We start from the raw sequence: 25,796 nt of genomic DNA, 5'->3' as shown, positions 1-25,796 counted from the left end.
ACCATCCGGCTCATTCGCGGCCCGGATGGTCTTCGCTTTTGTCGTTACTGGTTCCCTACGTTGATAAACGGAGTCGCGCCGCCTGTGACGTTCGGCAACTTGCCGTCCCATTTGCGGATCGCTTCCAGTTGCGCTTCGATCTGTCTGAGCTGAATCAGCTCCGGCGTGACTTCCTGCTTTTGCAGGCGCAACGCTTCGGCCTGTGCCTGCGCGCGCGTAATCTCCTGCTCCTTTTCGATCTTGATCCGCTCCAGGTCGAGCTTCGACTTGAGCGCCTGCTGCTCCGCTACCTGCTTCGACTCGATCGCGCGGTTAAATTCGTCGCTGAACGTAAACTCGCGAATGTTGATCTCATCGAGAATGATGTTGTAGGCAGACAGCTTTTGTCGCAGCGCTTCCTTGACTTTGTTGCTCACCTCGGAGCGCTTGGAGATCAATTCTTCTGCCGTGTACTGCGCAGTGACGGCTTTCAGCGCTTCGGCGATAGCCGGGTCGACAATGCGGCTGTTGTACTCCAGCCCCACCTGCTGGTACAGCTTGTTGACGTTTTCGCTGTCCAGATGGTGGTTGACCGCGATGGTCGTCGAGACGGTTTGCAGGTCACGCGAAGCGGACGTTTGGCTCGACTCCGATTTTTGTACCCGTACCTCCATCGGAATGACGGTTTGGATAAAAGGAATTTTAAAGTGCATGCCTTCCTGCAAAACTTTTGGCTGTACCGCGCCCAATTGCAGCACGACACCGCTATGCCCCGCTGATATGATCGTAAACGATTGGGTCCCGAGCAAGACCAAAACGGCTAGTACGAGAATGGTTGCGAGCAGCTTTCCTCCAGCTTGGAACGGATTCATCTTCACTACGTTGTTGTCGTTCATGTTCCGCCTCCCCTTTTTTTATCTGTTCGTTTATACATACGGGTCAGCAGCCCACAAGTTTCAACAACTTTCTGTCTTTACTGCCGCAAGCAACACGTTGCCCATCCGCTCGGCCTCGATTTTGCACAGTTCAAACTCTACCTCGCCGGATACGTGGGAAATCAGTTGAATGACTTCCTCGCAGCCGTGGCTGCAGATGAGGAACTGCTCCCACTTCACTTCGGCGCGCGGCACTTTTCTGGCCGAAAAGCCGCTTTGAAAACCACCAATGGTCATGTCGATCCTCTCCTAGCTAAAAAACAGATCAAAAATGTTGCGAGCAGCAGAAGTGTCCCGCAATCATCCCCACTCCTTTCGTCTCTTGACGAGCCAAAAACTGAACAGAAGGACATGGCCGTACAACAGAGCCGCGCCTCCGCCTAACAGCAGCAACCCGCCAGACGCAAAAGCATTGCTCAAAGAGCGCCCGTTCGATACGACTACGACGAACAGCCCCATCACGAAGCAGCCTGCCAACGCATAGGCAAAAAAGCGAAATAGATACACAGCCAGCGGATGCTTCCAACCCGTTTTGCGTTCGGCGAACTCGATCAGATAGGCAAACGGAATCCCGCCAAGCAAATAGACGGGGAGGGCATAAATGAGATAAATCGCGACAAGCGAGCCGTACGACCAATGGTAGACACCCTCTTCCCGCTCACCTGCTGGCGTGTAGTTCGACCAGGCGAGCACCAGGCAAAAAATGAGCGCAGACGCGAGCGCGACCAGCACTTTTCGAAGCATGGGCGATCACTCTCCTTCCCGGTTCTATCATACCATTTTGGATTTGAGAAAACCTGGAAACGGTTAAAAAACTACTACTCGGCCGTAACGCTTGTGCTCCTGTTCGCATCCGTGCTATCGACGGTCTGCCTTGCCCAAAACTACACCGAGAGTCTCATCCCTGCAGCAAATGACGGAATCGCCATCTCCAATTCGCTCGCTTACTGGATTATCGGCGAGGATCGCTGGTCGCGCGAGCTGTTTAAAAGCTACTTCGATGGCTCCGTGTACGTTTCCTTGCTGCTGTTGCTGCTCTACCTCGGCTGCGTCATCCAGGAAAAAAGACACGCCCAGAAGTAGCCAGCCTCTGTGCGTATTGCCGTGACGTGAAAAATCCCCTCCGGTATACAGGGTGGAGTCCAAGCTGCTTTGGACTCTTTTTTCCTGTCTGCCGTGAGGGGATCGCGCCGGAACATGCTGCGAACCTGGCTGATTTTGCACTCCACAGCCCCGTTTCCGTTCCATCTCAGAAAAGAAAGGCGCCCCCGCTGCCTCTGTAGCCGCTGTTAAGGGGCAACCACGCTGCGCTCCCCCGCTTCATTTCAGCTTCGCCACCGTCCACTTTTTCTCGGCGGACGGCGCAGACGAATTGGCGAGGACTTTGGACAGGCGCAGGGCGAAGACGAAGGCGACGGCCATGAATCCGGCGATCATCGCGACGACACCGCCCCAACCGAGCGACGACCAGAACAGGCCGCCCATCGTCCCGCCGATGCTGGAACCGGCGTAATAAAAGAACAGGTAGAGCGACGATGCTTGCGCCTTATCATGGGTCGCCCGCCGCCCGACCCAGCCGCTCGCAATCGAATGGCTTCCGAAAAAGCCGAAGGTCAGGACGGGCAAGCCCGCGATGATGACCGCCAAATGACTGTCGAGCGTCAGGCACGCGCCGAGCAGCGTCAGCAGCAAGGAGACGAGCAGCATTTTCAGCCTGCCGAACTTGTCTGCGAGCTTCGCCATCCAGACGGAGGCGAACATCCCGACGAGAAACACGATGAAAATCCAGCCGACGAGCGTTTGACTGAGCGAATAAGGCGCTGCGGTCAAGACGTACCCGATGTAATTGTAGAGCGCCACATTGCTGCCGAGACTCAAAAACCCGATGCCGAACAGGCAGAAAAGAGCCGGGTCCCGCAAGTGGCTGAGCATGGAAGCCGCCAGCTTGCGCACCTCGGGAGCGCGCGCGTGAAAGTTTTGCGAAGCAGGCAGGCTGAACCAGAAAATCAGCGTGGCGACGAGGCTCATCAGGCTGATCGCGCCCATCGCCATGTGCCAGTTGAACAGGTCGGTCAGTATGCCGGAGAGAATCCGCCCGCACACCGCCCCCAGCGAGTTGCCGCTGATGTACAGCCCCATGGCGACTCCCAGACTTTTCGGCTCCATTTCTTCGCCCAAATAAGCCATGGCAATAGACGGAAGGCCGCCTAGCGAGATTCCCTGGATGATGCGAAAAAGAAGAAGAGATTCGTATGAAGGGCTGCATGCCGTCAGGATCGACAGGAGGGAGGCGGCCAGCATCGAGCTAATCATTACCGGCTTGCGTCCCCACACCTCTGAGATCGTCCCGAACACGAGCATGCTGACGGACAGCGAGATCGTCGTCAACGAGAGCGACAAGCTCGCCATCGTCGGCGAAACGTGAAACTCTTTTGTAAATTCAGGCATCAACGGCTGCGTGCTGTACAAAATCGCAAACGTGTTGAAGCCCGCCGCAAAAAAAGCCAGATTGGTCTTGCGAAAAGCGGTTGTGCCTTGCTTGATGTATCCCATGGTGGTGAAACCTCCCCGCGTTTCAACCCGTTTTTCTGTTATACTATCATTGACAATTCATAATGTATAATTTATTGTAATCATAATTTTCATGCACGATAGTAATGAATCGGACACACGCGCTTTGTCGCGCAGGGAGGTCACCCGAATGGAATGGCAACAACTCGAATATTTTCAGACGCTCGCCCGGATGCAGCACGTCACCCGTGCGGCGGAAGCGATGTCGCTCTCCCAGCCCGCGCTCAGCCGCTCAATCGCGCGGCTGGAGGAAGAGCTGGGCGTCCCGCTCTTTGAACGGCAAGGGCGGACGATCATGCTGAACCGTTACGGCCAGCTTTTTTTGAAGCGCGTCAACCGCATCCTCAAAGAATTTGAGGACGGAAAACAGGAGCTGCGCGATCTCGTCCACCCCGACCGCGGCGAGGTTGCCCTCGGCTTTTTGCACACGCTCGGCACCAGCCTGATTCCCGACCTCATCGGCGCGTTTCGCGCCAAGTCGCCCTCCATCGGCTTCACGATGATCCAAAACCACAGCTACTCGCTCCTCGAGCATCTCGACGCAGGCGAGCTGGACCTGTGCCTTCTCGCCGAGCCGACGGAAACCAAGCTGCCGATCCAGTGGACGCCGCTCTGGAGCGAGGAGCTGTTTGCCATCGTGCCGATCGGGCATCCACTGGCCGGACGGGAGAGCATCCTGCTTTCGGAAATTGCCGAGGAATCGTTTATTTTTTTGAAAAAGGGCTACGCGCTGCGGCGCACGACCGACCAGCTTTTTGAGCAACTCGGCGTCACCCCCCGCGTGACTTTTGAGGGCGAGGAGGCGGCCACCGTCGCGGGGCTGGTCGCAGCCGGACTGGGCGTGTCCCTGCTCCCCGATTTGCGCGGCATCGACCAAAGCAAAATCGCGCAAATCCGCATCCGCACCCCCAAGTGCCAGCGCGTAATCGGCATGGCGCTGGTCAAAGGCGGGTATTTGTCTCCGGCTGCGCTTCGCTTTAAGGAGTTTATTTTGGATTACTTCGGCAAGTGACAGCAAAAAGACCCTTGGGCGATTGTCCCGGGTCTTTTTGTCGTTCTGTTTATTTCGCCTGATGCCCCAGCAGCTTCTCCACGACCAGATCAAGCTGCCCCTCAATCGCCAGCGGGTCGTAGTAGTACATCTGCTCAAACGTCATCCTGTACACATGGTTGTTTTTGACGGCCGACAAGTTTTTGTAGACCGCGTTTTCAAAAAACTTGTCCTGGTCCTCCTGCTTCGTCTCATACGTGGTCACAAACATGTGGTCCGCACCTGCTCCGAGCCTTGAAAGGAAGGACGTCCGCGCAAAGGGGCAACCAAGCTGAGAGCACAACAGCCCCCTCGCCAAAAACGCTTGACGCTTGGCTTGCACATTGAGCGCTGCTGCATCGTTACAGAAGCTTTATCCCAGCAAAACAGCCCGTCTGCACACGTAAAATTCAGCGTGCCAGACGGGCTGTTTCGATCAGGACGAAGCAGCGTGCAAGTTTTTGAACTGATTGTAAAACAACTGGTAGTATACCCCTTTTTGCGCGATCAGGTCGTCGTGGCTGCCTTTTTCCACGATCTCGCCGCTGTCCACGACCATGATCGCGTCGGCGTCGCGGATCGTGCCGAGCCTGTGCGCGATCACAAAGCTCGTGCGCCCTTCCATGATCGTCGCGAGCGTATCCTGAATAATCAGCTCTGTCCGCGTGTCTATGCTGCTCGTCGCCTCGTCGAGAATCAGAAGCGACGGCCGGGCGAGGATGACGCGGGCAATCGCCAAAAGCTGGCGCTGCCCCTGGCTCAAATTGCCGCCGTTTTCGGTCAGTTGCGTATCGTAGCGCTTGGGCAGCCGATTGATGAACACATCGGCATGCGCCATTTTCGCGGCCGCCTCGACCTCGGCGTCTGTCGCGTCAGGCTTGCCGTACATGATGTTTTCCTTGATCGTCCCGGAAAACAGGTACGTGTCCTGCAAAACGAAACCGAAGCTTCTGCGCAGGCTGTCCCGCGAGTATTCGCGGATGTCTTTGCCGTCGAGGTAGATCGTCCCTTCCGTCACATCGTAAAAGCGCGTCAGCAAATTGACGACGGTCGTCTTGCCCGCACCCGTCGGACCGACCAGAGCAGTCGTGCTTCCCGCCTGTGCCTCGAAGCTGACGTTTTTCAAAATCGGCTGGTCGGGGCGATACCCGAAGCTCACCCGGTCGAATACGACGTGCCCTTTTGGCTCTCTGAGCACAGCGGCGTCCGGGGAATCGAGCGGCTCCTCCCGTTCGTCCAGCACCTCGAACACCCGCTCCGCGCCCGCTACGCCGGACTGCAGCACGTTGAAAATGTTGGCGAGATCGTTCAGCGGGCGGACAAACTGCCGCGAATAGCTGAGGAAGCTGGCGATCACCCCGACGGTAATCATCCCTTTCACCGCCAGTATCCCCCCGACAATCGCCACCATCGCAAAGCCAAGGTTGTTAATCACGTTCATGATCGGCATCAAAAAGCCCGACCAGATTTGCGCCTTCATCCCGACCTTGCACAGTCTGTCGTTGATCGCGGCAAAGTCGGCAATCGCCTTTTCCTCGTGGTTGAACGCCTTGACGACCTGAATCCCGGAAATCGTCTCTTCAATGTGGCCGTTCAGCTTGCCCAGCTCGATCTGCTGATTTTTGAACAGCACACTGGTTCGCTTCGCAATCGTGCGGGTGAGCAAAAAGACGAGCGGCACCGTAATCAGGCAGGCGAGCGTGAGAATCGGCGAAAGCACGAGCATCATCACCAGCGACCCGGCGAGCACGATCACCCCGGACATGAGCTGTGTCGTCGACTGCGAGATGGAGTTGCTGACGTTGTCGATATCGTTGGTCAGGCGGCTCATCAGTTCGCCGTGCGTGCGCGAGTCGAAAAAGGCAATCGGTAGCTTTTGCAGCTTTTCGAACAAAGCTTGCCGCATGTTGGTCACGATTCGCTGCGTGATGCCGGCGATCATCCAGCCCTGCAAAAACGTCAAGGCTCCGTCCACGATGTACGAGCCGAGCAAAGCGAGAATGATGATCGACAAAAAGCTGAACGCCTCTGCCCCGCCTGTCATCGCGTCGATGGCCTTCCCGATCAGGTACGGAGCCGAGAGCATCAGCAAACCATCGACGAGCACGATGGCGAACACGAGCGGCAGCCATCGTTTTTCCCGCCCGAACGCTTGCCACAGTCTTTTTATGGTCGCCGAAAAGTTTTTCGGCTTGCTCACCGGCACGCGCGCGCCCCCATGGCCGAAGCCGCGGCCCGGACGGGGAGGGAAAAACGGCTGTTCCTTTTGCTCCTGGCTCATCCTAGCTCACCTCCTTGCCGATTTGCGACGTAAAGATTTCCTGGTAAACCCGGCACGTAGCCAGCAGCGTTTCATGCGTGCCGATTCCGGCGACCTCTCCGTTGTCGAGCACGACAATCTTGTCGGCATCCATGACAGAGGTGATCCGCTGCGCGATCAGGATGCAGGTCAGCCCTTTTGCGTACGTTTGCAGCGCTTCCTTGATCTTGCTCTCCGTCGCCACGTCGACCGCGCTCGTGCTGTCGTCGAGAATGAGAATCTCCGGCTTTTTCACCAACGCCCTGGCGATGGAGATGCGCTGTTTCTGCCCGCCGGAAAAGTTGACTCCGCCTTGGCCGACGCGCGTCTGGTAGCCTTCCGGCGTCGCCGCAATGAACTCGTGGGCCTGCGCCATCCGGGCCGCTGCTTCCACTTCCTCCTCCGTGGCATCCTCCTTGCCCCAGCGGATGTTTTCCAGCACCGTTCCCGTAAACAGCGTCGTCTTTTGCGGGACGATCGCCATTTTTTCACGCAGCTTGGCCGGGTCCACCTCGCGGACATCTTGCCCGTTTACGCGAATCGTCCCTGCCGTCACATCGTAAAAGCGCGGAATCAGGCTGACGAGGCTGCTTTTCCCCGCCCCGGTCGAACCGATGATTCCCACTGTCTCTCCTGGCAGGCACGAAAACGAAATCTGCTTCAACACAGGCTGTCCACCTTCGCCATCGTACGAAAAGCTGACCTGTTCAAAGTCAATCCGGCCTTTTTCTTCCCCCGGCTCCTGTCCATGCGCCGCGTCCTCTTTCCAGCTCATCCGGTTTTCCTCGGCGAAAACTTCTCCGATCCGGCCAGCCGAAGCCTTGGCCCGCACGAACATGTTGAAAACCAGGGAAATCATCATCAGCGAAAACAAAATTTGCGTCATGTAGTTGGTGAACGCAATAATGTGGCCGACCTGGATATTGCCTTGCTCCACGCCAAGCCCGCCCATCCAGAGCACGGCCACAATCCCGAGGTTGACCGTCAGCATGATCGCCGGGCTGAACACGGACATGACGCGCGTGGCAGACAGCGACTTCTCTTGCAACTCTTCGTTTGCCCGCGTGAATTTGCCGACCTCGAAGTCAAAGCGGTTGAACGCCTTGACGACTCGCACCCCTGACAAATATTCGCGCATCGCTCCGTTGACGCGGTCCAATGCTTGTTGCACCTTGAGGAAAAACGGAAAGCCGATTTTCAGATTCAAAAAGATCAACAAGCCGACAATCGGCACGACGACAGCGAGCACGACAGCCAACTCCGCATTCAACTGCGTCGCCATGAACAGTCCCCCGATGCACACCAGCGGCGCTTTGACGAAAATGCGCATCATCCCGTTGACGAACACCTGCACCTGGTTGACGTCATTGGTCAGGCGGGTGACGAGCGACGCCCGGTCGAACTTGTTGAGACTGTCAAACGACAAGGACTGCACCTTGGAAAACAAATCGGACCGCAACTGCGCTCCGAAGTTTTGCGACACATAAGTGGCAAGCACGTTGCGCATGGAGGCGGCGACAGCGCCCAGCGCCGTAATCAAGAGCATCAGTCCCCCGGTTTTCAGCACGTAATCCATGTCACGCTGCGCCACTCCGATGTCGATAATCCGCGACATGATCGTCGGCTGCAACAAATCGCACAACGCCTCCACCATCAAAAAGATCATGGAGATGCTCGCGAGCACGCCGTACTTCTTTATGTATTTTTGATAAAACCGCATTTGTTCACCTCATCCCTCGCCTCTTTTGCTATACGTGAAACTTCTATGTTCCACGATACCTGTTGGCATAAAAAATGTCACGGGGGGAGTTGCGGCAAAAAAGCAGTTCGGTGCAGAAGCAAAGCGTGGCTCGCGATGTTTTCACGCTAATCGTGCGGCCCCATTTGCTGGCTGACTTCAACCTGCGTGATGCGCCAAGCCGCAAATGCGCTTTTGTGCAGCGCAAACATCAGCGTCCCGCCGTAGATTTGCCGCACGGTACGATTCGGGTTGTACTCGATCGCCAGAAACCGCGCGACGACTTGGCGCTCGTCCGCCGAGACGAAATGCTCGCTGAGCGTTACTTCCGGCTCGCCCAACTGCTTCGTTTGCGCAAACTGAAAAAAGCCAGCGATTTTGCCCGCATCCGCCTGGTCAAGCGCCAGCTCGCCCGCTCTGCCTGCGCGCACAGCTTCCAGCGCGTCCTCGACTGTTTGGATCGGCGTTGCCAGCCCCAGCGTCAGCCAAAACGTAAAGGCCAAAACGGCCAGCAGCAAACCGCTTATGCGTATGATTCGCTTTCTCACGCTCTTCCCCTCGCTTCCCGATACATCTCTTTCTATCATAACGACAAACAGGCAGCAACGAACACCTTTTCCTGTTCGTTGCTGCCTGAATTGTGTTTCTTCTATTATATAAGCATCTGCTTATTTTTGCCGTTGCTCCGTTACTCCCACGACCGCGAACGTTTTCGCATCGACAATCACGCCGAATTTTTCCTTGGCTTGCGCAAGCGAGATGTAGCCGTTTTTCACATCGCGGGCGACTTTTTCGGCGGGGCGGTCAAACGGGTTGCCGTAACCGCCGCCCGTTGCCGTGTACAGCTTGACCACATCGCCTTTGTTCAGCGGATAGCGCGCCTTCACGCCGAACGGCCCGTCGACCTGCCCGTCTGCTTTTTCCACCATTACGTAGTTCGGCGAGCCTTCCTCCCCGCCATTCAGGCTCCACGGGGCAAAATGATGGCGGCCGAAAATGACGGACAGCTTCTGGTTGTCGCTCATCGCCCGGTAGGAACGGATCGCGCCCGAGCCGCCGATGTATTCGCCTGCACCCGCGCCGTCGCAGTGCAGTCCGTATTCCTCGACCATCACGCCGTAACGCGTCTCCGCCACCTCGACTGGCACGTTGTACGTCTCGCCGTCGCCCATGCAAAACTGGCCACGCTGGCCGTCCTGGCCTTGCCCTGCCCCCCAGCCGCCGACAGATGGCTCCACGATCAGAAACGGTTCGTTCAAGTCGGGGTGAATGCCGTTTACGACTACGGACGCGATAGAGAGCAAGTGACCTGCTGTCAGCCGATCCGGCAGCACGGGAGCGAGCGCTTTCCAGATCAGGTCGGCACCGCCGAGCCGCGCCTCCCAGTTGATCGAGACAGGAGCCGGGCGCTTGGCCGAGACGATCGAGCCTTCATCCGTAATGATCGAAAGCGGCTGGAACACGCCTTCGTTGACGTTTTGCGTCGGCCGGATGACCGCCAGATAAATCGCGCGCACGCCCGCAAGCAGCGCGTAGTACGAGCAGTTGACCGGAGTCTGCACCTGCGGATGACTGCCGCGGAAGTCGCAAAGAAACTGGTCGTCCGTAATCGTGACTTTGACCTTGATGAGATACGGGCCTTCGCCGTTTCCGTTGTCCTCCATGTAGCCTTCCGCCTCGTAGACGCCTTTTGGCAGTTGCTGCAGCTCCTTTTTCGCGAGCTGCGCGCCTTGCTCCATCAGTTGCCCGACAGAGACCAGGACCATTTCCTTGCCGTATTTTTCGCACAGCTCCTGAAAGCGCCGCTCGCCTGTTCGCAGCGCGGCTGCCTGCGCCCACATGTCGCCGAGCGACAAGTCCGGGAAGCGCACGTTTGTTTTGATGATTTCCACGACGGCCTCGTTGACGACGCCTTTGTCAAACAGCTTCACGCCCGGCAGTTGCAAGCCTTCCTGATAAATCTCGTTGGCATCGCTCGTAAACGAACCGGGGTCTTTGCCCCCTACTTCTGTCCAGTGGCCTTTGTTGGCGGAAAACGCGACCAGCTCGCCGCCGTAGTAGATCGGCATGACCAGGCCCACGTCAGACAAGTGCGAGCCGCCGCCCACGTACGGGTCGTTGATGATGATGATGTCGCCGGGAGACAGCTTTTGCCCGTTGTCGAACTTCTCCAGCACGTGCTGGACCATCGGGCTGAGCATGCCGATGAAGCTCGTGACCCCGTTGCCTTGGCTGACCAGACGGCCCTTGGCATCGGTCAAGCCGCAGGCGTAGTCGAGCACTTCGTAGATGATCGGGCTCATCGAGGTGCGGGCGAGCGCGTAAAACATCTCGTCGCCGATCGCTTTCAGCGAATCTTTAATGATCTCCAGGCTGAATGGGTCCATCTTCGTCGCAGTTTGCTGTTCCATTACGCGCTCACTCCTGTATCCATAATCAGATTGCCGTATTCGTCCACTGTCAATGTCTGTCCCGGATAGAGCAAGGTCGAAGCCGAACGCTCCTCCACGATAGCCGGACCGTCGATTTTTGCTCCGGCTCCCAGGTCTGCACGCAAGTAGATCGCCGTGTCCAGCCAGCCGCGCTCTTCAAAATAGACCGGGCGGACTTCCTTGACCGCAGGCGCGTTCGCATCTATTGCTGGCGGGAGTTTTTTCAACACCGGCTTGTCTACCGTCCCGAGCGCAGTCAGGTGCAGGTTGACGATTTCTGCCGTCGCGCCTTCGAGCTTGAACGTGTAGTTCTGCTCGTGCAGCTCGTGAAAACGCGCCATGATGTCGGCAAGCGTTTCTGTTGTCCAGATACCGGACGGGACAGGCACCTTCACCGTATGCTCCTGCCCGATGTAGCGCATGTCGGCGATCCGGCCAAAGACGATCCGTTCCTGTGCCACTCCCTCTTCACTGAACTGCTGCGCCGCCTGCGCCTCCAGCCGTTGCCACTCCTCGTTTAACCCCGGCAAGTTTTGCTCCTGTAGCCGCTTGATGTAGGTCTGGATGTAATCGTGGCGCAAGTCGGTCATCAGCATCCCCCACGCCGAAAAGACGGAAGAAGCGACAGGAATAATCACTTTTTTCACGCCCAGCTCTTTGGCCAGAGCGGCTGCGTGCATCGAACCGCCGCCGCCGAAGGCCACCAGGGCAAAATCGCGCGGATCGTACCCTTTGCGAATCGAGATCAGCTTCAGCGCGTTCAGCATGTTCGAGTTGGCAATGCGGATGATCCCGAGCGCCGCTTCTTCCACCGTGGTGCCGTAATGCTTCGCGACTTTTTCCGCGACAGCGGCCTTGACTTGCTCCAGATCGACCTGGTAGTCAAAGTTTTCCTTGGACAGACGGCCGACGAGCAGGTTCGCATCTGTCGTGGTCGGCTCTGTTCCCCCTCGGCCATAGGCGACGGGTCCCGGGACCGATCCGGCAGACTGCGGGCCTACGCGCAGCGAGCCTGTCTCGTCGATCCAGGCAATCGAGCCGCCGCCGTTTCCGATCTCCACGATGTCAACGACGGGCACTTTGATCGGATAGCCCGCTTCCTTGTCCGAGCGCTCGATGTAGTAGTCCGTCGTGACTTTCACTTCGCCTTTGCTGATCAGCGAGCACTTCGCTGTCGTCCCGCCGATGTCAAAGGCAATCACGTTTTGCTCGCCGATCAGCTCGCCGATGACCGCCGCTCCGTAAATGCCTGCTACCGGGCCGGATTCCACGAGGTGAATTGGCGTCTTTTTCGCCTGCGCGAACGTCGTCGTCCCGCCGTTGGACTGCATGATATAGTTGTTGCCGTGCGATTGGCTCTCCGCCAGCTTGTTGTACAGCCGATCAATATAGGAGGAGGCGATCGGCTGCACGTACGAGTTGAAAACAGTCGTGCTCGTGCGCTCGTATTCGCGCCATTCTTTTGTCACTTCGTGCGAGGCCGTGACAGCTACTTCCGGCCACAACTGCTGGATAAGCCGGACCGTTTTCTGCTCGTGCGCCGGATTGACGTAGGAATGCAGGAAGGCAACGGCGATTGCCTCGACCTGCTCTTCGCGAAAATAGGCGACGATGTCTGCCACCTGCGCCTCGTTGAGTGGCGTCACGACCTCGCCTTTGTAATTCAGGCGCTCTTCCACTTCCCGGCGCAAGTACCGCTCGACGAACGGCTCCGGCTTTTGATAGCGGAAATTGTACAGGTCCGGGCGATTGCCCCTGGCGATTTCCAGCACATCGCGAAAGCCCTTGGTCGTAATCAGTCCTGTTTTGACGCCTTTGCGCTCGGTCAAGGCATTGATGATGACCGTCGTGCCGTGAATGAACATTTTGATCGACTCCTGCGGAATGCCGCTCTGGGCAATGACGTTCAGCACCCCCTGCTCAAAATGCGGCGGGGTCGTATGCGCTTTGGCCATGCCAAATTCGCCTTCGTCTGTCACATACACCAGGTCGGTAAAAGTGCCGCCAATATCGGTTGCTATTCTCATCGTTTTTCACCCTTCTTGTTTTCGATAGTGAACCACCGTTTCGTTTTTTCTCGGAAAGAAGAGCCGATGCTGTCACGATCTCATGCTTCTGCCAGCATCAGCCTGATGAGCGCAATCGCCCGTTCGATTTCCTGCTCGGTGTTGAAATAATGGGGCGAGATGCGTGCCATCCTCTCGATCCCGTACTGCTGGAGCAACGTATTCGCCATGAACGTTCCCGCCTCGATGATGACCGCGTGCCGCTCCAAAAAAGCCGTAATCGCATCGGGGCTTACCCCTTTTATATTGAACGGAATAATCGCCAGCCGGTCAGTCTCGTCCTGCGGTCCGTAAATCTCCACCCCCGGGATGGTCCGTAGTTTTTCCAACGTAAAGGAAGTGAGGTGCTTGACTCTTCTGTAGATTGCCGCGACGCCTGCTTCCTGTGCGACCTCCAGGGCCGTACCCAGCCCCAGAATGGAAGGAATGATCGGGCAGCCAGCTTCCAGCCGTTTGGCCGTCGACAAAAAGGAAATTTCGTTCGTCTGAAAATCCCACGTCGTTCCGCCCCATCCGGTAAAGGCCGGGGTAATGCTTTCGATCTGTGCCTTTCGGATAAAAACGATACCTGAGCCCTCGGGGCCGCGCAGCCATTTGCGGCCGCAAGCGACGAGAAAGTCGCAGGGCAGCGCGCGCATGTCCAAAGGGACGAGGCCCAATGTCTGCGAAGCGTTCACCAAGGTCAGAATGCCTTTGCGGCTCGCCATGTCGCAAATTTCCTGGATCGGCTGGAGAGCGCCGGAAGCGTTCGGCAGGTGTGACACGGTAATCAGCCGGGTGCGGGGCGTAATCAGTTGCTCAAGCTGCCTGATCGAGATGACGCCGCTCGCGTCGGTGCGCAGCACGACCAGCTTGATCTTGCCTTGTTCCGCAAGCCGCTTCCACGGCACGTAATTGCTGTGAAATTCCAGGTCCGCCAAAATGACTTCGTCGCCTTCGTGCCATCGGATGCCGCTGGCGATCATGTTAATACCTTCTGTTCCGTTTTTGGCAAAAGCGATCTCTTCGCGCGCCGCTCCGATAAAGGCAGCGGCTGTTTCCCGGATCGCATCGACTTTCGCATAAATGTCCCGGCGAAAAGCCGGCAGGTAGGGCCCGACGGTCGCCGTCTTTTGCAAATAGGCGACCATCGTGTCCACGACCTGCTGCGGGGGGACGGAAGCCGCTGCCGTGTTCAAATACGTGTAGGTCATGTCCCCGTCTCCCCTCACAGTTGAAGCAGTTGTTTGGAGAGCGTCATCAGATTGAGGCAGCCGTCCTCTGTCACGACGACGTTATCCTCAATTCTGACCCCGCCCTTGTCCGGCAAGTAAATGCCAGGCTCAATCGTAAACGCCATCCCCGGTTCGAGCCGCAGCGGATTTTGCTTGTGCATGTACGGCTCCTCGTGACCGCTCAGCCCGATGCCGTGCCCGAGACGGTGCGTGAAAAACTCGCCGTAGCCGCTGTCCCGAATGATCGCGCGGGCTGTCTCGTCGATCTCATGCGCCGTGACCCCCGGACGCACGGCGTCAACCGCCGCCTGCTGCGCCTGCCGCACGATCTCGTAAATGCGCGCAAGCTCAGGCGCAGGCTCGCCTACCGCCACCGTCCGCGTAATGTCTGCCACATAGCCTTGGCAGTACGCCCCGAAATCGAGCACGACCAGCTCGCCGGACCGGATGAGCTTGTCCGCAGCCCTACCATGCGGGAGCGCCCCGCGGTAGCCGGAAGCGACGATCGTGCCAAACGGCGTGCCCTCCGAGCCTCTTTTGCGCATCTCGTATTCCAGCTCGGCGGCAATTTCCAGCTCCGCCACTCCTTCGCGAATCGCCGGAAGGACAGCCGTAAAGCTTTCTTCCACGACCCGCACCGCCTGCCGAATCGCGGCGATTTCCCGCTCATCTTTGACGACGCGCAGCCTGTCCACCGTTTTGTCGATGGCGACCAGCTCTTTTGCCCCCAGCATTTCTGCCGCTTTCAGCTCCTTGACGCGCATCTGTCCTTCCTCGATGCCGAGGCGTCCGAGCGTGCCCAGCTTTTGCCGCAGTGCCGCCAGCGCCTGGTCCGGGCCTTGCTCGTCCGTGTACCAGAACAGATCGTCATGAGCCAGCTTCTCGACCTTGCTCAGTTCCACCTGGGGAACGACAAACAGCAACCGGTTTTCTTTGGTGAGGACCGCGAAGCTGAGCCGTTCGCTCGGCTTTAGCGCCAGTCCCGTGAAGTAGTACAGATTCGGTCCGGGCACTACGATGCAAGCATCTGTGTTTTCCTGCTGCAAATAGCGTGAGAGTCGTTGTCTTCTCGCTTCTGGCATCTCACTCTCTCCTTTGTCGTTCCGATTTTACGATTTGCCCATTTTCAGCATCGAGCTGAAGAAGTTGTACAACGCATCCCCGGCGATAAAGCCTGCGGCCAAAATGCTCATCGGCACTTCTGCTTCCTTGCCTTTCCATTTCAGGACGAGGGAGCGAATCGCAATTCCCGCCAGTACCGCCCAGCCCGCAGCCGGACTGAGGATCAAAAGCCCTGTCGCAAGCAGCACGCCAAGCTGCCGGTTTGGCCCGCCCAGCCATTGCAGGATCGCCCCCGGGATGGCCCAGAGCAAAAGCTGTTTGGCAATATCGCCGGATACGCCCGCTTCGATCGTCGCGACGTACACCTTGTCCACGGGCGGCACGAGATTGGCCTTGAAGTAGCCTTCATAGGCAAATAAAACGGCAAGCGTAGCGACACCGAAAGCAATCATCGCCGTAATGAACTGCTGGCGTCTGCCGTCCAGCTCGTACTCCATGTCCGCGCCGTTGCCGCGAATGATGTAGCCTGTCTTCAAGTCGTAGCCCATATCGGCAAACGCAGGTCCCGTCGCGGCGCTGAAGCCGACGAGCAGTGCGAGAGCGACTGGCGGGAAGCCGACCAGCATCCCGATAATCAAGGTAATCAAGGCGACCGCAAAAGCGGGGAACCAGCCAGAGTGCATCGCGGAAATCCCTACGATCAGCTCGTGGACAAAAGCGGCAAACGCGGCAAACAGCAAGTAGCCGATAAACATGCCGAGCGACATGTCTGTCATAATGCCTCCCGTGATCGCGATAATCAGCGCGACCGCCAAGTAGGCGAAAAACCCGATGCCAAACACGCGGCCGATTTCTTTGTCCGCCTTCGTCTCCACCTCGGCAGCGGCTTGCGAAGTGGCAGAAATTTCGCTCTTTTGCACGTGCGCCTGAGCGGCTGGCTGCTGCTTCTTTTTCGAAATCAGGATGGCGACCTGCACCAGCGCCATCAAGCCTGCGCCGATCATGAAGCCGTGCGGCACGTACAGCGCGTTCAAGTCAATTCCGGCAAGCGGAATCGAATAGGCTCGAATGAGCAGCCCCAGGCCAAACATCGTCAGCGCGGCCAAATTCCCGATGAACGCGACCCCGAATGCCGACATCGGCACCCCGAGAAAAGACCCGACCAGACCGCCCGCGATCCCAAGCCCGAGAAACTTGGCGCGTTTGCCACCCTGGTCCCCGGCAATGATCGACTCTGCCGTCGCAACACCTGGCGGCCACGTCCCTTGCGCCGGAAAAATTTTGTTGTCGAACATCTTGTACATGAGAAAAGCGTCTACAAACATCGCCAACGCCGCCCCGATCAGCATCGGCAGGATCAACTCGGTTTTGCCCATCAAAAACGGTATGCCGATCGGGATCAATAGGCTGTTCGCGGCCCCGAACGTAGCCGAGGAGATCGCCGTTTGAATGATGTTTTGCCGATGCACTGAACGGTATTTTTTCATGATCGCAATCGGAATCCGGGAGATGACCATCGCCAGTAACGCACCAATAATTGCTGTATTCGCCGAAATTCCCAATGTGACAATCAACTGCATCCCGATCACGGCCCCCATCACCGAAGTAATGAGAATCAAAAAGAGCGTAAACGGTTCTACCGCTCTTGGATGCCGCTGTTTTTCTGTTTGTTTTCTGTCGCTCATGCCTACACCCCCATCCGGTATCAGCAGCGTTCTCTCTTCCTTCCTGTCCACTCGCTTCTTTTTTCTCTCTCTTTTACTGCACCGAAAACCAAAACAGATCCGACCCCGAAGCTGCTATGCAAATGCGCTGCCTCCCTCACCTCCTTTAAAAGCGTTGTGCGATTTTGTGCATTTGTGCGATTTTGCTAGATTCCATGCGAGATAGCGTGGTGCGGGTTTGGCGGGTTTGGCGATTTTCGCGGATTTTGCGATTTTCGCGGGTTTCGCGGTTTCGCCGTTTTAGGAGTTTCCGCTAGTTTCTACTCGCTTTTGTCCGTTTTCACCCGTTTTCCCCGTCTACACGTAGCTGAGGTTGTATTTGTCCAGGTAATGCTGGACTTCACGCTGCCCCTCCTGCAGCGCAGACAGCATCGTCAGCAACCGCTCGCCCTCCGGAGTGCGGCTGACAGGTCCGGCAATGGTCATCGAGCCAACGATTTCCCGCCGCTTGTTGAACAGCGGAACGGACAGCCCGAACACCTCGTCGGCGAACTCGCCCGCGCTGAAGCACCAGCCGCGCTTTTTGATCTCGTCCAGCTTCTTGTACAGGCTCTCTTTTTCCACGACGGTGTGTGCCGTGAGCGCCGTCAAGCCTCTGGCGATCACCTGCTCCTGAACGTCGCGCGGCAAGTACGCCATAATAACCGTATTGGACGCCCCCGCATGCAACGGCGTCCGGCTGCCGACCGACACGGAAAACTTGATGCTCTGCGAACTTTCCGCCATCTCCACGTGCACGCACTCCAACTGATCGAGCCAGGTCAAAAAGATCGTTTCGCCCGTCTGCTCGGAAACGTTTCTCATGATTGGGTAAATGTACTCCGAGATGCCCAGCTTGTCTTCCACAAGCTGTCCGAACTCCCACAGCTTCATGCCCAGCTCGTACTTTTTCGTCTCGTGGTCCTGAATCAAATACCCCTTTTGCTCGAACGTAGCCAAAATGCGGTAGACGGTCGTATGGTTGATCCCCAATTCCTTGGCTAGCTCGCGCACTCCCCAGGAAGTTCGTTCTTTTGTAAACAGTTCCAACAGCTCCAACGATTTTTCCAACGTTTTTAATGTCATGGCCCAACCTCCTGGTTCTATAATAGAACCATCGTTTCTTTTATATACACATTATAAGGGAGGGTGTTTTTTATTTTCAATCAATTTTTAAAAATCCAAATTCAATAAAATAATCCTGCTCGGACAAAACATCGACGGCGCACGTCCAGGAGACGCGCTTGCTTTTTTCTCCCAATCCGCTATATTAGGTAATAACTAAAAACATTAGGCAATACCTAACACATTCGTTTTTTGGCAAGTCGAGAGGGGGAACGGGAAGGCATGCTTGTCTGGATGTTGCGAAAAGTAATGGCGGACAGAGGCATCTGGTCCGGGGCGGCGCTCGCCCGGTTGCTGAAAGAAAAGGCAGGCTATGAACTCTCGGCTCCGTCGATCAGCGCGCTGCTCAACGGCCAGCCGAAGCAAATGAAAGCCGACACGCTGGATGCTTTGTGCACGGCGCTGGAATGCACGCCGAACGATCTGTGGGTGCACACCCCGCCCTCGCAAAACGAAGGGGCGTAATTCATTTTTTGGAGGTAGAAGGCAGATGGCAGTAAAAACAATCCTCCCTTTCGGAGATCCGATTTTACGCAAAACCGCAAAGCCCGTCACCGAGTTCAATGACAGGCTGGGAAAGCTTCTGGACGATATGACGGAGACTCTTTACGCCAAGGAAGGCCGGGCAGGGCTGGCCGCGCCGCAAGTCGGCTTTTTAAGGCGCGTGATCGTCATGGATTGCGGAGACGGGCTGATCGAGCTGATTAACCCGGAAATTTTGGAGCTGGACGGCGAGCAGATCGGGCCGGAAGCGTGCCTGTCTTTTCCCGGCTACTCGGGCATCGTGAAGCGCGCCCAGTACGTGAAAATCCAGAGCGCAAACCGGGCGGGCGAGACGTTCACGCTGGAGGGCGAAGGTTTTTTGGCGCGCTGTATCCAGCATGAGATCGACCATTTGAACGGCGTGCTGTTCGTGGACCGGATCGACGGGGACAAGCTGTACCACGACCAGACGAAGCGCAAAGTGAACCTCATGGACGTTTGGCAGTTGACGAAAAAGCAAGGGTAAACGGCACGGATGAACAAAACGCCAAAAAATCCACCTCGCATCGTCAGGTGGATTTTTTGCATATGGGAAAGTTTGTCCTGATGGCCGAGGATTTCTGCGATGACGAGCACTACATACACGCTGCAGCTAATTCCAGCCGATTTCTGCGCAGTCATACGCCCCATCGGAAATGGATAGTGCTGCACCCGCTCTGAAGCCAACCGCTGTTCCTTCGACACGACGCCGCTGATAATGTAAACAGGTACGAATCCCTCACCTATCTCAATTCGTCTGGCAATGTTTGCAAGCTCCCACTTTTTTAGTAGCTTTGCCGCCTCTTTCATGCTGACCATTGCGTTATAAGCCAATTCATGGACGGTCAATTGGCCATTCCGATGTGTAGCCACCTGAAGTCCGATTCGCTCAATCTGCTCCGCTTCCTCCCTCGCCTGTATAGAGTAGAAAGTTCTGTAGGCTGCGCAGACCGCCCCAATCCCTCCATAAAAGATAAAATGGCTCCAATTCATGAATGCGTAACCGGCCAGAAAAGAATAAAGAAAGGCATAACAGCATGTCTGCATCAATTGCTCCTTTACCCGTTTGAGCTGCGCGAGCGGATTATAGTTGGGTTCCCGCAAGTACACCATTGATTCAGCGGTGACATTCGGAAACAAGTACATCACGGTCCCATCATTCCCGTAGGACATCGATACGAGATTGGCCTTGTGCCATCGATCGGCCATCCGCTGAATGGACGACAGGCTCTCGTCGGTAAATTCTGCGATTTCTTGTGGATAGAGAACACCTTGATTGTCCATGACATACCCCAAGACATCGTGCTCGGTTTTCCGTACATAATTTCGGTAAGTCAAATAAACAACATGAAATATTCGGATAACCGCAAACACGTTGACGAAGAGTGCCCCTGTCATAAACTCCTCTGAAAGGATGGTCTGTTTATCAAGCAGCCAGAGGGGAGCAATGATTGTCACGAGAATGAAACCGGTGACCTTCAGCCACTTTTTCCATATTTTCTGCTCCTTCTCATCCGCTTCTGTTTCGTCAGCCTTTCCACAATACTCTCCATCACTTGGCAACCAATTCTCGTAGATGAGCGGTGCCAAGTGATATACCACAGCCTCACCAACAGGAGTTGAACTGCTAACGACTTGCTTTTTCTCAAATTCCTTCAAGATTCGCTCACATTCTGATAGCTTCAGGGAAGTATCCAATGCCAGCATTGGCGCGGTAATCTGGTTACCGTGTTCGAGGGCAATCTGTATCACACGGCTATGATAAAAACGGTCCTGACTTTTTTTCGCAAGCACTTTTTCAATCAGCAGGCTCGCCATGTAAATCAGGGAGAGAGCTGCCAAAAGTACACCTATAATGCTCCTATTGTCCATAATGAGATATAAAGTAGAAAAAAATGGCTGTTGCATTAGCAAACCAGTAATTAGCAAACACGATAGAAGAAAACTGCCACATATTACAATTATCATCGCACCGCCTAAGTACCTCATTTGCTCACCCCCTATCCTCTATTTGGTCCTGCTTTAGAAATCCAGGAAAGTAATAAAGGATATCACCCGATTTCGTTACACTCAGGTCAGCATGTCCCTTTTTTTGAAGATCGTCCAAAATTTTTTGCGCTTCCTCCAGGGAGAGAGTAGATTTTGTAGCTATATCTACGACTGTAACATATCCGTCATTCTCCCGGGCAATGTCCAAAACTTTTAAAATAGCAGAATCTTCTTTTGGGAAACGGATTATCTTCAGGATTTTTGCTATTTTTCCCTCCACCATCAGCCCGATCGGAAAAGCGAACGCGTAAGAGAGAATCAGGATCGAAAGCGTGTCTGAATCGAAATGCCGATAATCGTCCATTTTTTCTGGATTCCAAAGAAATTCCTGTGTAACAATTGGCAGCAAATATTGAAACCCAAAAAACAGAAGAATGGTTAGTGCAATAATACTCATATCATTCCCTCAACTTTCATATTTTCCCATGCTTTTCAATTTTACACTCCAGCCTCTCTTTTCGAAATCACCTTCCCACGTATTTTTATCTAAAATGCTAACAAATAAGATGTCATCTCGTCTGACCTAAACAAATTCCAAATAGAGTGTGAACACGAATGAATGGTCATCCCGACTGTAACGAAATACGCTGGACAGGAATTGAAAAGTAAAAAAGCGAAACACGTTTTTAGCGTCCAACCCTGAGAAACTCCCTGAATCAACCACTTTTGGACGCGGTTTCGCTTTTTCCCCGGAGCCGGGCAGTCCAGCCCCCAGCAGGGAGCCCAAGAAGCTCCCGCGATTTCTCCTCTTTCCTCGCCTCCACGAAAGCCGCGATGAAGACCCAAACAACAGCACCGAACAACCGCCAAAAGTAACGGATTTTCGAATATCATGCGAAGATTAACTAGCGAAGTAAAACGTAACAGCATACTTAATCGCTGGTTCTCTTCTCCGAGGCAAAAGCCCCTACGATCTGTTGAGAATCCTTCCATGAGATTCTTTCAAAGGTTTTTCAGCCAACAAACCACCGAAAGCCACTGATGATTGAGGCATTCCGCAACGACGTGGAATGTCTTCAAGTGGCGCAGCTCCATCTCCCCAAAAGCTCAGTTAGACTCTCGTTTTGGTCTGTATTTGTCCATCGTAGAGCATCTGCTGCGAACAGACAACAGGCAAATACCCCGTCACCGATGCATGGGATACGGGAGAATGTCTGAAAAAGTTCAGGAATGAAGCAGTCCGTCCTCATTCGGGTACCCTATAATTTACTGTGACGGCTTCTCTTGCAAAAAACAGACCAAGGTACGATCGGAGTGACGTAAAGATGTATAAAAAGCTACTGGCCATCCCTGTAACGGCTGTGTTTCTGTTGCTGGCAGCATGCGGTGCGAACGGGCCAGGAGGGCAAGCCGCAGGCGATCCTGCCGCAAAACCGACACGTTCTATCCAGTATTTGGGCAACACATATAAAATCCCGGCGCGAACGAAGCAAATCGCCTTCGTCGAATCTCGCAGCAGCTTTGAAGATGCGCTTTTGACCGGCATCCCGCCGTTTGCCGCTACCGTAGAAAAAAGCGGTGCGTTCCCACAGGAATACGCCGCGATTACGCAAAATACGCAAAAGCTCCCCGCGGACATCGCGGACCACGTCGGCGACCTTGCCGCTTTGGGGCCGGATACGATCCTGACCTCCGACAAGACGTCCGAGGAAAAGCGCAGCAAGCTGGAAAGCGCAGCGTCGGTCATTCCCATCTCCTCGAATGGAGCGCATTGGGAAGACAACCTGCGGCTGCTTGCCGAGGTGCGCGGCAAAGACGCCAACGTCGATGCCATCGTGAGCAAGGTCCGGACGAATACCGAAAAAACGCGCGACAAGCTGGCTCCGCTCAAGGACAAAATCGTGCTGACCGCATGGTTTCACGAAGGCGCTTTTCTCGTCTATCCGAAAAACGAGCGGTACAACTATTTGCTCTATACCGATCTCGGGCTGGCGACCCCAAGCGTTGTAGAGCAAGCAAAAGAACCCGTGCCGCTTTCCCTCGCAGAGCTGGCACAGGCAGACCCGGATTATTTGTTCGTGATGGTCGACAAAAGCAGCGATCCCGACGCCGCCAAATCGTTCGAGCAGTTGAAGCAGCAGCCTGAATGGAGCAATCTGCGCGTGATCCAAAGCGGCCAGGTGTACGAAAATGCCGTCAACCCCGGATTGGCCGGAGGCACGGCCTACAGCAACCAGTCGTTTTTGAACGCGCTGTCCGCGCGGCTGTTGAAATAAGTGTTTTACGGTTGGAGCATTTCGCGCGTATAAAAGCTGTAAATCGGATCATACTATATTCATCGAGCTCGGTGGTGTGTTTTCAAACAGGCTGTAGTCTTCTACGGAGGCGATGTGCCATGGATGATTTACACGATCACCTAGTGAGTAAAGGAAAACCGCAACACTGCTAACAGCTTCTAACTTCATACTGGAGGTAGATGCGTCGCACGTGATGATCGGTAACACCTCAAAACTAGCGAGCTCGATATATGCCGTCTCCTTTTAGGAGGCGGTTTTATTGTATAACGACCCCCCCAGTTCGACTGGGGGTTTTCGTTATACAATAAGACCTTCGCCACCAATGCGGCAAAGGTCTTTCTCTCGTTGATTATTCGCCGAGATCGACGTTGTGGTACACTTGCTGCACATCGTCCAAATCTTCGAGGGCGTCGATCATTTTTTCAAACTGGGCTTGCGCCTCTTCGGAAAGCGTCACTTCGTTTTGCGCGAGCATGGTCAGCTCGGCGACAGTGAACTCGGTGATGCCTGCTTTTTTGAACGCTTCCTGCACGGCATGGTACTGCTCCGGCTCAGCGTAGACGATGACGGCTCCGTCTTCTTCCAAAATGTCGCGGACGTCTACTTCTGCTTCCATCAAAATTTCGAGCACTTCCTCGGCTGTTTTGCCTTCGAGGCCAAATACGGCCGTCGGGTCGAACATGTAGGCAACCGAGCCTGTCACACCCATGTTTCCGCCGTTTTTGTTGAAGGCGGCGCGCACTTCAGACGCGGTGCGGTTTACGTTGTTGGTCAGGGCGTCCACGATGACCATGGAGCCGTTTGGCCCGAAGCCTTCGTAGCGCAGTTCGCTGTAGTTTTCTTCGGCTCCGCCCTTCGCTTTTTCAATCGCGCGGTCGATAATGGCTTTCGGTACGCTGTATGTTTTGGCACGCTCCAGGACGACCTTCAGAGCGCGGTTCGACTCTGGGTCCGGCTCGCCTTGCTTGGCCGCTACATAAATTTCTTTGCCGAACTTGGCATATATACGACTGGTGCTGGCATCCTTCGAAGCTTTTTTCTCTTTGATATTGTTCCACTTACGACCCATAAATTCCCACTCTCTTTCAACGTCACAGATTGATTGCTTGCAAGACTCCGTAGTCCAATTTCACACTCAACTATTATACCTCAATCTTGTGTTTTTTTACGAGACAATCCTTGTGAAAAAACGTACACGTCGTTTCGGGTGGCTTTTCCTTTCCCTGGCTCTACTTGTTGCTACTGGCTCCTCACTCTGGTCATGATTTTGGTCATAGCCCCGTCAAGTAGATGGCATAAAAAATCCCTTCCGGTCAACAGTGTTCCTCTCATGATACCATGAGGGCTTTTCTCACTGTCTGCCGTAAGGGGATAATACCACTGGTCGAAGACGCGACTTCTCACTCAAAATTCCCCGTTCGAATAATAGCATCTTCCAGAATGAATCTTTTCACTTCTGATTCAAAATAGGCGTAGATCAGAGGGGCAGTCCCCTTCTCTTTTTTTACATAACGAACACTCATTTCTCCATCAAATTGTTGAGAAATGGCAAATTTCGTTTCTGCTCCTCCTGCTGTCTGTCCGATGTATGTGACAACTTCTTCATCACTCCAGCTTTTGGGTACAAGCTCCAAATATCGATTATCGGTAAAAATGGTAAGTGTCACCGGATATTCCGGAATTTCTCCTGCCATTTGAATTCCTATTTCAATCTCATCCCCCTTTTCTATTTTTGTGATACTTATTTGTATTTGATCTAACAAAGCTGTCGCGCGTTTTAGCTGTAAGATATCTAAAGCAAGCAATCCCCCTAAAGCAAGTGCTAGGATAACGAATGCGCTCCAAATGAGTTTTTTCAACCAATCTCCTCCTCATTCTTGTTCTGGAACCACTATTTCTACTTGTTTGAAAATGGCGGTTAGACATAGATTCTGCCTAGCCGCCACATTTCCTTGCTTAGTCAACAATCTCGATATCATAAGATGATTTTTTTGTAATTTGTGTGTACTCATGCAACAACAAAGAATAATAGTTGTACAGAGAACGGTACTTGAAGTAACCACTAAAATTGATTTTCGCTGTGCCTGTATCAATCGATGGTGCTGTATCCATAAAATATCGAACTGCAAAACCTGGAGTCCTGCCTGGGTTTTTATCAAAATCGCGTTCGTCTAAGTAACCAGATGGGAAATAGTTTTCGTTCCATTTAAACTCATACAACAAGTTGTCTGTACCATTACCAGAAATGTGTACCGAACTGGCTTCTACCGGGATGTTCACTACTCCAATTTGTGTTCCAAACCACATAGGGACACTAAATTCTTCTTTTGAATCGTTAATTGGATCCACTGTATTAAAGACCACTGGTTCATCCGATTCAATTCGAAGACGGAAGTTCACTATATCGTGGCTTCCCGTATAATCAACCCCCTCTTCCTCTAGCATGTCCTCAATATCTTCAATCTCTGTTCCCCATCGAAAACTAAAGTTATTACCAGCATCAGTTTCGGTCGTAAGAGGTCCTTGAATTCGGTATCGCCAACCTTTTCCTGTTCCGCCCTGAATTTTTTGGTAGTAATCATCTTCATCTTCAGCATATGCAGTAAGTTTTTGACGGCCATTGTTTTCTTTAACTTTTTTCATCTTGATAGTTTTTCGATCTGCTTTCTCTTTGTTTTTCTTCGTTTTTTTACCTTCTCCATCAAAGATGTACGTTTTGCTTGAACTAGGCTCATCATCATTTTTCTTTTTATATTCGACGGATTGTAATATGAAGTGCGACACCAACAGCTAGATAAAAAAATGGCCCATGATTGATTCGTGTAAAATGAAGT

23 protein-coding genes are annotated in these 25,796 nt (G+C 54.3%); 5 read left to right on the top strand and 18 right to left on the bottom strand.

What is annotated here, in order from left to right; genetic code table 11:
• Positions 1-44 precede the first annotated feature (44 nt).
• The 3 genes from AC3WJN_RS19490 to AC3WJN_RS19480 all read right to left on the bottom strand — a co-directional run bounded on the left by AC3WJN_RS19490 (position 45) and on the right by AC3WJN_RS19480 (position 1,658).
• Positions 45-875 carry a prohibitin family protein gene (locus AC3WJN_RS19490; protein ID WP_007786192.1) on the bottom strand — a complete coding sequence of 277 codons (831 nt, stop codon included), beginning with the start codon at positions 873-875 and terminating at the stop codon, positions 45-47.
• Positions 876-935: 60 nt separating this feature from the next.
• Positions 936-1,151 carry a hypothetical protein gene (locus AC3WJN_RS19485; protein ID WP_005834494.1) on the bottom strand — a complete coding sequence of 72 codons (216 nt, stop codon included), beginning with the start codon at positions 1,149-1,151 and terminating at the stop codon, positions 936-938.
• A 63-nt stretch (positions 1,152-1,214) separates the two neighbouring features.
• Positions 1,215-1,658, bottom strand: a complete 444-nt coding sequence (locus AC3WJN_RS19480) for a hypothetical protein (RefSeq protein WP_005834496.1) — start codon at positions 1,656-1,658, stop codon at positions 1,215-1,217.
• Positions 1,659-1,751: 93 nt separating this feature from the next.
• On the opposite strand from AC3WJN_RS19480, the gene AC3WJN_RS19475 reads away from it, so the two are divergent.
• Positions 1,752-1,997, top strand: coding sequence for a hypothetical protein (locus tag AC3WJN_RS19475; RefSeq protein WP_007786190.1), 246 nt, complete (start codon positions 1,752-1,754; stop codon positions 1,995-1,997).
• 237 nt (positions 1,998-2,234) lie between these two features.
• On the opposite strand, the gene AC3WJN_RS19470 is transcribed toward AC3WJN_RS19475, so the two are convergent.
• Positions 2,235-3,467, bottom strand: a complete 1,233-nt coding sequence (locus AC3WJN_RS19470) for an MFS transporter (protein WP_007786188.1) — start codon at positions 3,465-3,467, stop codon at positions 2,235-2,237.
• A gap of 148 nt (positions 3,468-3,615) precedes the next feature.
• Between AC3WJN_RS19470 and AC3WJN_RS19465 the strand changes: the two genes are divergently transcribed.
• Positions 3,616-4,497 (top strand): LysR family transcriptional regulator, encoded by an 882-nt coding sequence (locus AC3WJN_RS19465; protein WP_007786186.1) that lies wholly within the window; start codon positions 3,616-3,618, stop codon positions 4,495-4,497.
• Positions 4,498-4,546: 49 nt separating this feature from the next.
• Here AC3WJN_RS19465 and AC3WJN_RS19460 read toward each other — a convergent pair whose 3' ends face one another.
• The 10 genes from AC3WJN_RS19460 to AC3WJN_RS19415 form a co-directional block, all read right to left on the bottom strand.
• On the bottom strand, positions 4,547-4,747 hold the full coding sequence (locus AC3WJN_RS19460; protein ID WP_005834503.1) for a hypothetical protein: 201 nt from the start codon (positions 4,745-4,747) through the stop codon (positions 4,547-4,549).
• A gap of 204 nt (positions 4,748-4,951) precedes the next feature.
• Positions 4,952-6,796, bottom strand: a complete 1,845-nt coding sequence (locus AC3WJN_RS19455; RefSeq protein ID WP_007786184.1) for an ABC transporter ATP-binding protein — start codon at positions 6,794-6,796, stop codon at positions 4,952-4,954.
• A gap of 1 nt (position 6,797) precedes the next feature.
• Positions 6,798-8,534: an ABC transporter ATP-binding protein gene (locus AC3WJN_RS19450; RefSeq protein ID WP_005834508.1), complete on the bottom strand. Its 1,737-nt coding sequence runs from the start codon at positions 8,532-8,534 to the stop codon at positions 6,798-6,800.
• Between the two features lie 146 nt (positions 8,535-8,680).
• Complete coding sequence (locus tag AC3WJN_RS19445) at positions 8,681-9,100, bottom strand: hypothetical protein (protein ID WP_005834510.1); 420 nt, start codon at positions 9,098-9,100, stop codon at positions 8,681-8,683.
• Between the two features lie 120 nt (positions 9,101-9,220).
• Positions 9,221-10,963 (bottom strand): hydantoinase B/oxoprolinase family protein, encoded by a 1,743-nt coding sequence (locus tag AC3WJN_RS19440; RefSeq protein WP_007786181.1) that lies wholly within the window; start codon positions 10,961-10,963, stop codon positions 9,221-9,223.
• Positions 10,963-13,011 (bottom strand): hydantoinase/oxoprolinase family protein, encoded by a 2,049-nt coding sequence (locus AC3WJN_RS19435; protein ID WP_007786179.1) that lies wholly within the window; start codon positions 13,009-13,011, stop codon positions 10,963-10,965. Before AC3WJN_RS19435 ends, AC3WJN_RS19440 begins: the two co-directional genes overlap by 1 nt.
• Positions 13,012-13,091: 80 nt before the next feature.
• Positions 13,092-14,243: an aminotransferase class V-fold PLP-dependent enzyme gene (locus AC3WJN_RS19430; RefSeq protein WP_007786175.1), complete on the bottom strand. Its 1,152-nt coding sequence runs from the start codon at positions 14,241-14,243 to the stop codon at positions 13,092-13,094.
• Positions 14,244-14,257: 14 nt separating this feature from the next.
• Positions 14,258-15,346, bottom strand: coding sequence for a M24 family metallopeptidase (locus AC3WJN_RS19425; protein WP_007786173.1), 1,089 nt, complete (start codon positions 15,344-15,346; stop codon positions 14,258-14,260).
• A gap of 27 nt (positions 15,347-15,373) precedes the next feature.
• Entirely contained in the window at positions 15,374-17,011 is a 1,638-nt protein-coding gene (locus AC3WJN_RS19420) for an OPT/YSL family transporter (RefSeq protein WP_007786172.1), read from the bottom strand.
• Between the two features lie 336 nt (positions 17,012-17,347).
• The gene (locus AC3WJN_RS19415; protein ID WP_005834511.1) at positions 17,348-18,115 is read right to left on the bottom strand and encodes an IclR family transcriptional regulator; all 768 of its coding nucleotides are present in this window, start codon (positions 18,113-18,115) and stop codon (positions 17,348-17,350) included.
• A gap of 261 nt (positions 18,116-18,376) precedes the next feature.
• On the opposite strand from AC3WJN_RS19415, the gene AC3WJN_RS19410 reads away from it, so the two are divergent.
• Both AC3WJN_RS19410 and def read left to right on the top strand, forming a co-directional pair.
• Positions 18,377-18,619, top strand: coding sequence for a helix-turn-helix domain-containing protein (locus AC3WJN_RS19410; RefSeq protein ID WP_005834513.1), 243 nt, complete (start codon positions 18,377-18,379; stop codon positions 18,617-18,619).
• A gap of 25 nt (positions 18,620-18,644) precedes the next feature.
• Positions 18,645-19,163 carry a peptide deformylase gene (def, locus tag AC3WJN_RS19405; protein ID WP_005834515.1) on the top strand — a complete coding sequence of 173 codons (519 nt, stop codon included), beginning with the start codon at positions 18,645-18,647 and terminating at the stop codon, positions 19,161-19,163.
• A gap of 1,506 nt (positions 19,164-20,669) precedes the next feature.
• Here def and AC3WJN_RS19400 read toward each other — a convergent pair.
• A complete protein-coding gene (locus tag AC3WJN_RS19400; RefSeq protein ID WP_005834521.1) occupies positions 20,670-21,122 on the bottom strand; it encodes a hypothetical protein in 453 nt (150 codons plus the stop codon).
• Between the two features lie 868 nt (positions 21,123-21,990).
• Here AC3WJN_RS19400 and AC3WJN_RS19395 point away from each other — a divergent pair.
• Positions 21,991-22,941, top strand: coding sequence for an ABC transporter substrate-binding protein (locus AC3WJN_RS19395; protein WP_007786167.1), 951 nt, complete (start codon positions 21,991-21,993; stop codon positions 22,939-22,941).
• Positions 22,942-23,311: 370 nt separating this feature from the next.
• Here AC3WJN_RS19395 and AC3WJN_RS19390 read toward each other — a convergent pair whose 3' ends face one another.
• The 3 genes from AC3WJN_RS19390 to AC3WJN_RS19380 form a co-directional block, all read right to left on the bottom strand.
• A complete protein-coding gene (locus AC3WJN_RS19390; RefSeq protein WP_007786164.1) occupies positions 23,312-24,031 on the bottom strand; it encodes a YebC/PmpR family DNA-binding transcriptional regulator in 720 nt (239 codons plus the stop codon).
• Positions 24,032-24,362: 331 nt separating this feature from the next.
• Positions 24,363-24,821: a hypothetical protein gene (locus AC3WJN_RS19385; RefSeq protein ID WP_005836894.1), complete on the bottom strand. Its 459-nt coding sequence runs from the start codon at positions 24,819-24,821 to the stop codon at positions 24,363-24,365.
• 97 nt (positions 24,822-24,918) lie between these two features.
• Positions 24,919-25,746, bottom strand: a complete 828-nt coding sequence (locus tag AC3WJN_RS19380) for a hypothetical protein (RefSeq protein ID WP_237716688.1) — start codon at positions 25,744-25,746, stop codon at positions 24,919-24,921.
• Between the last annotated feature and the right edge of the window lie 50 nt (positions 25,747-25,796).

The sequence above is a fragment of the Brevibacillus sp. FW306-2-1A-C05A genome, from assembly GCF_058781555.1.
Note: the sequence above shows the minus strand (reverse complement) of the source record. Positions and strands in the feature narration are given on the sequence as shown.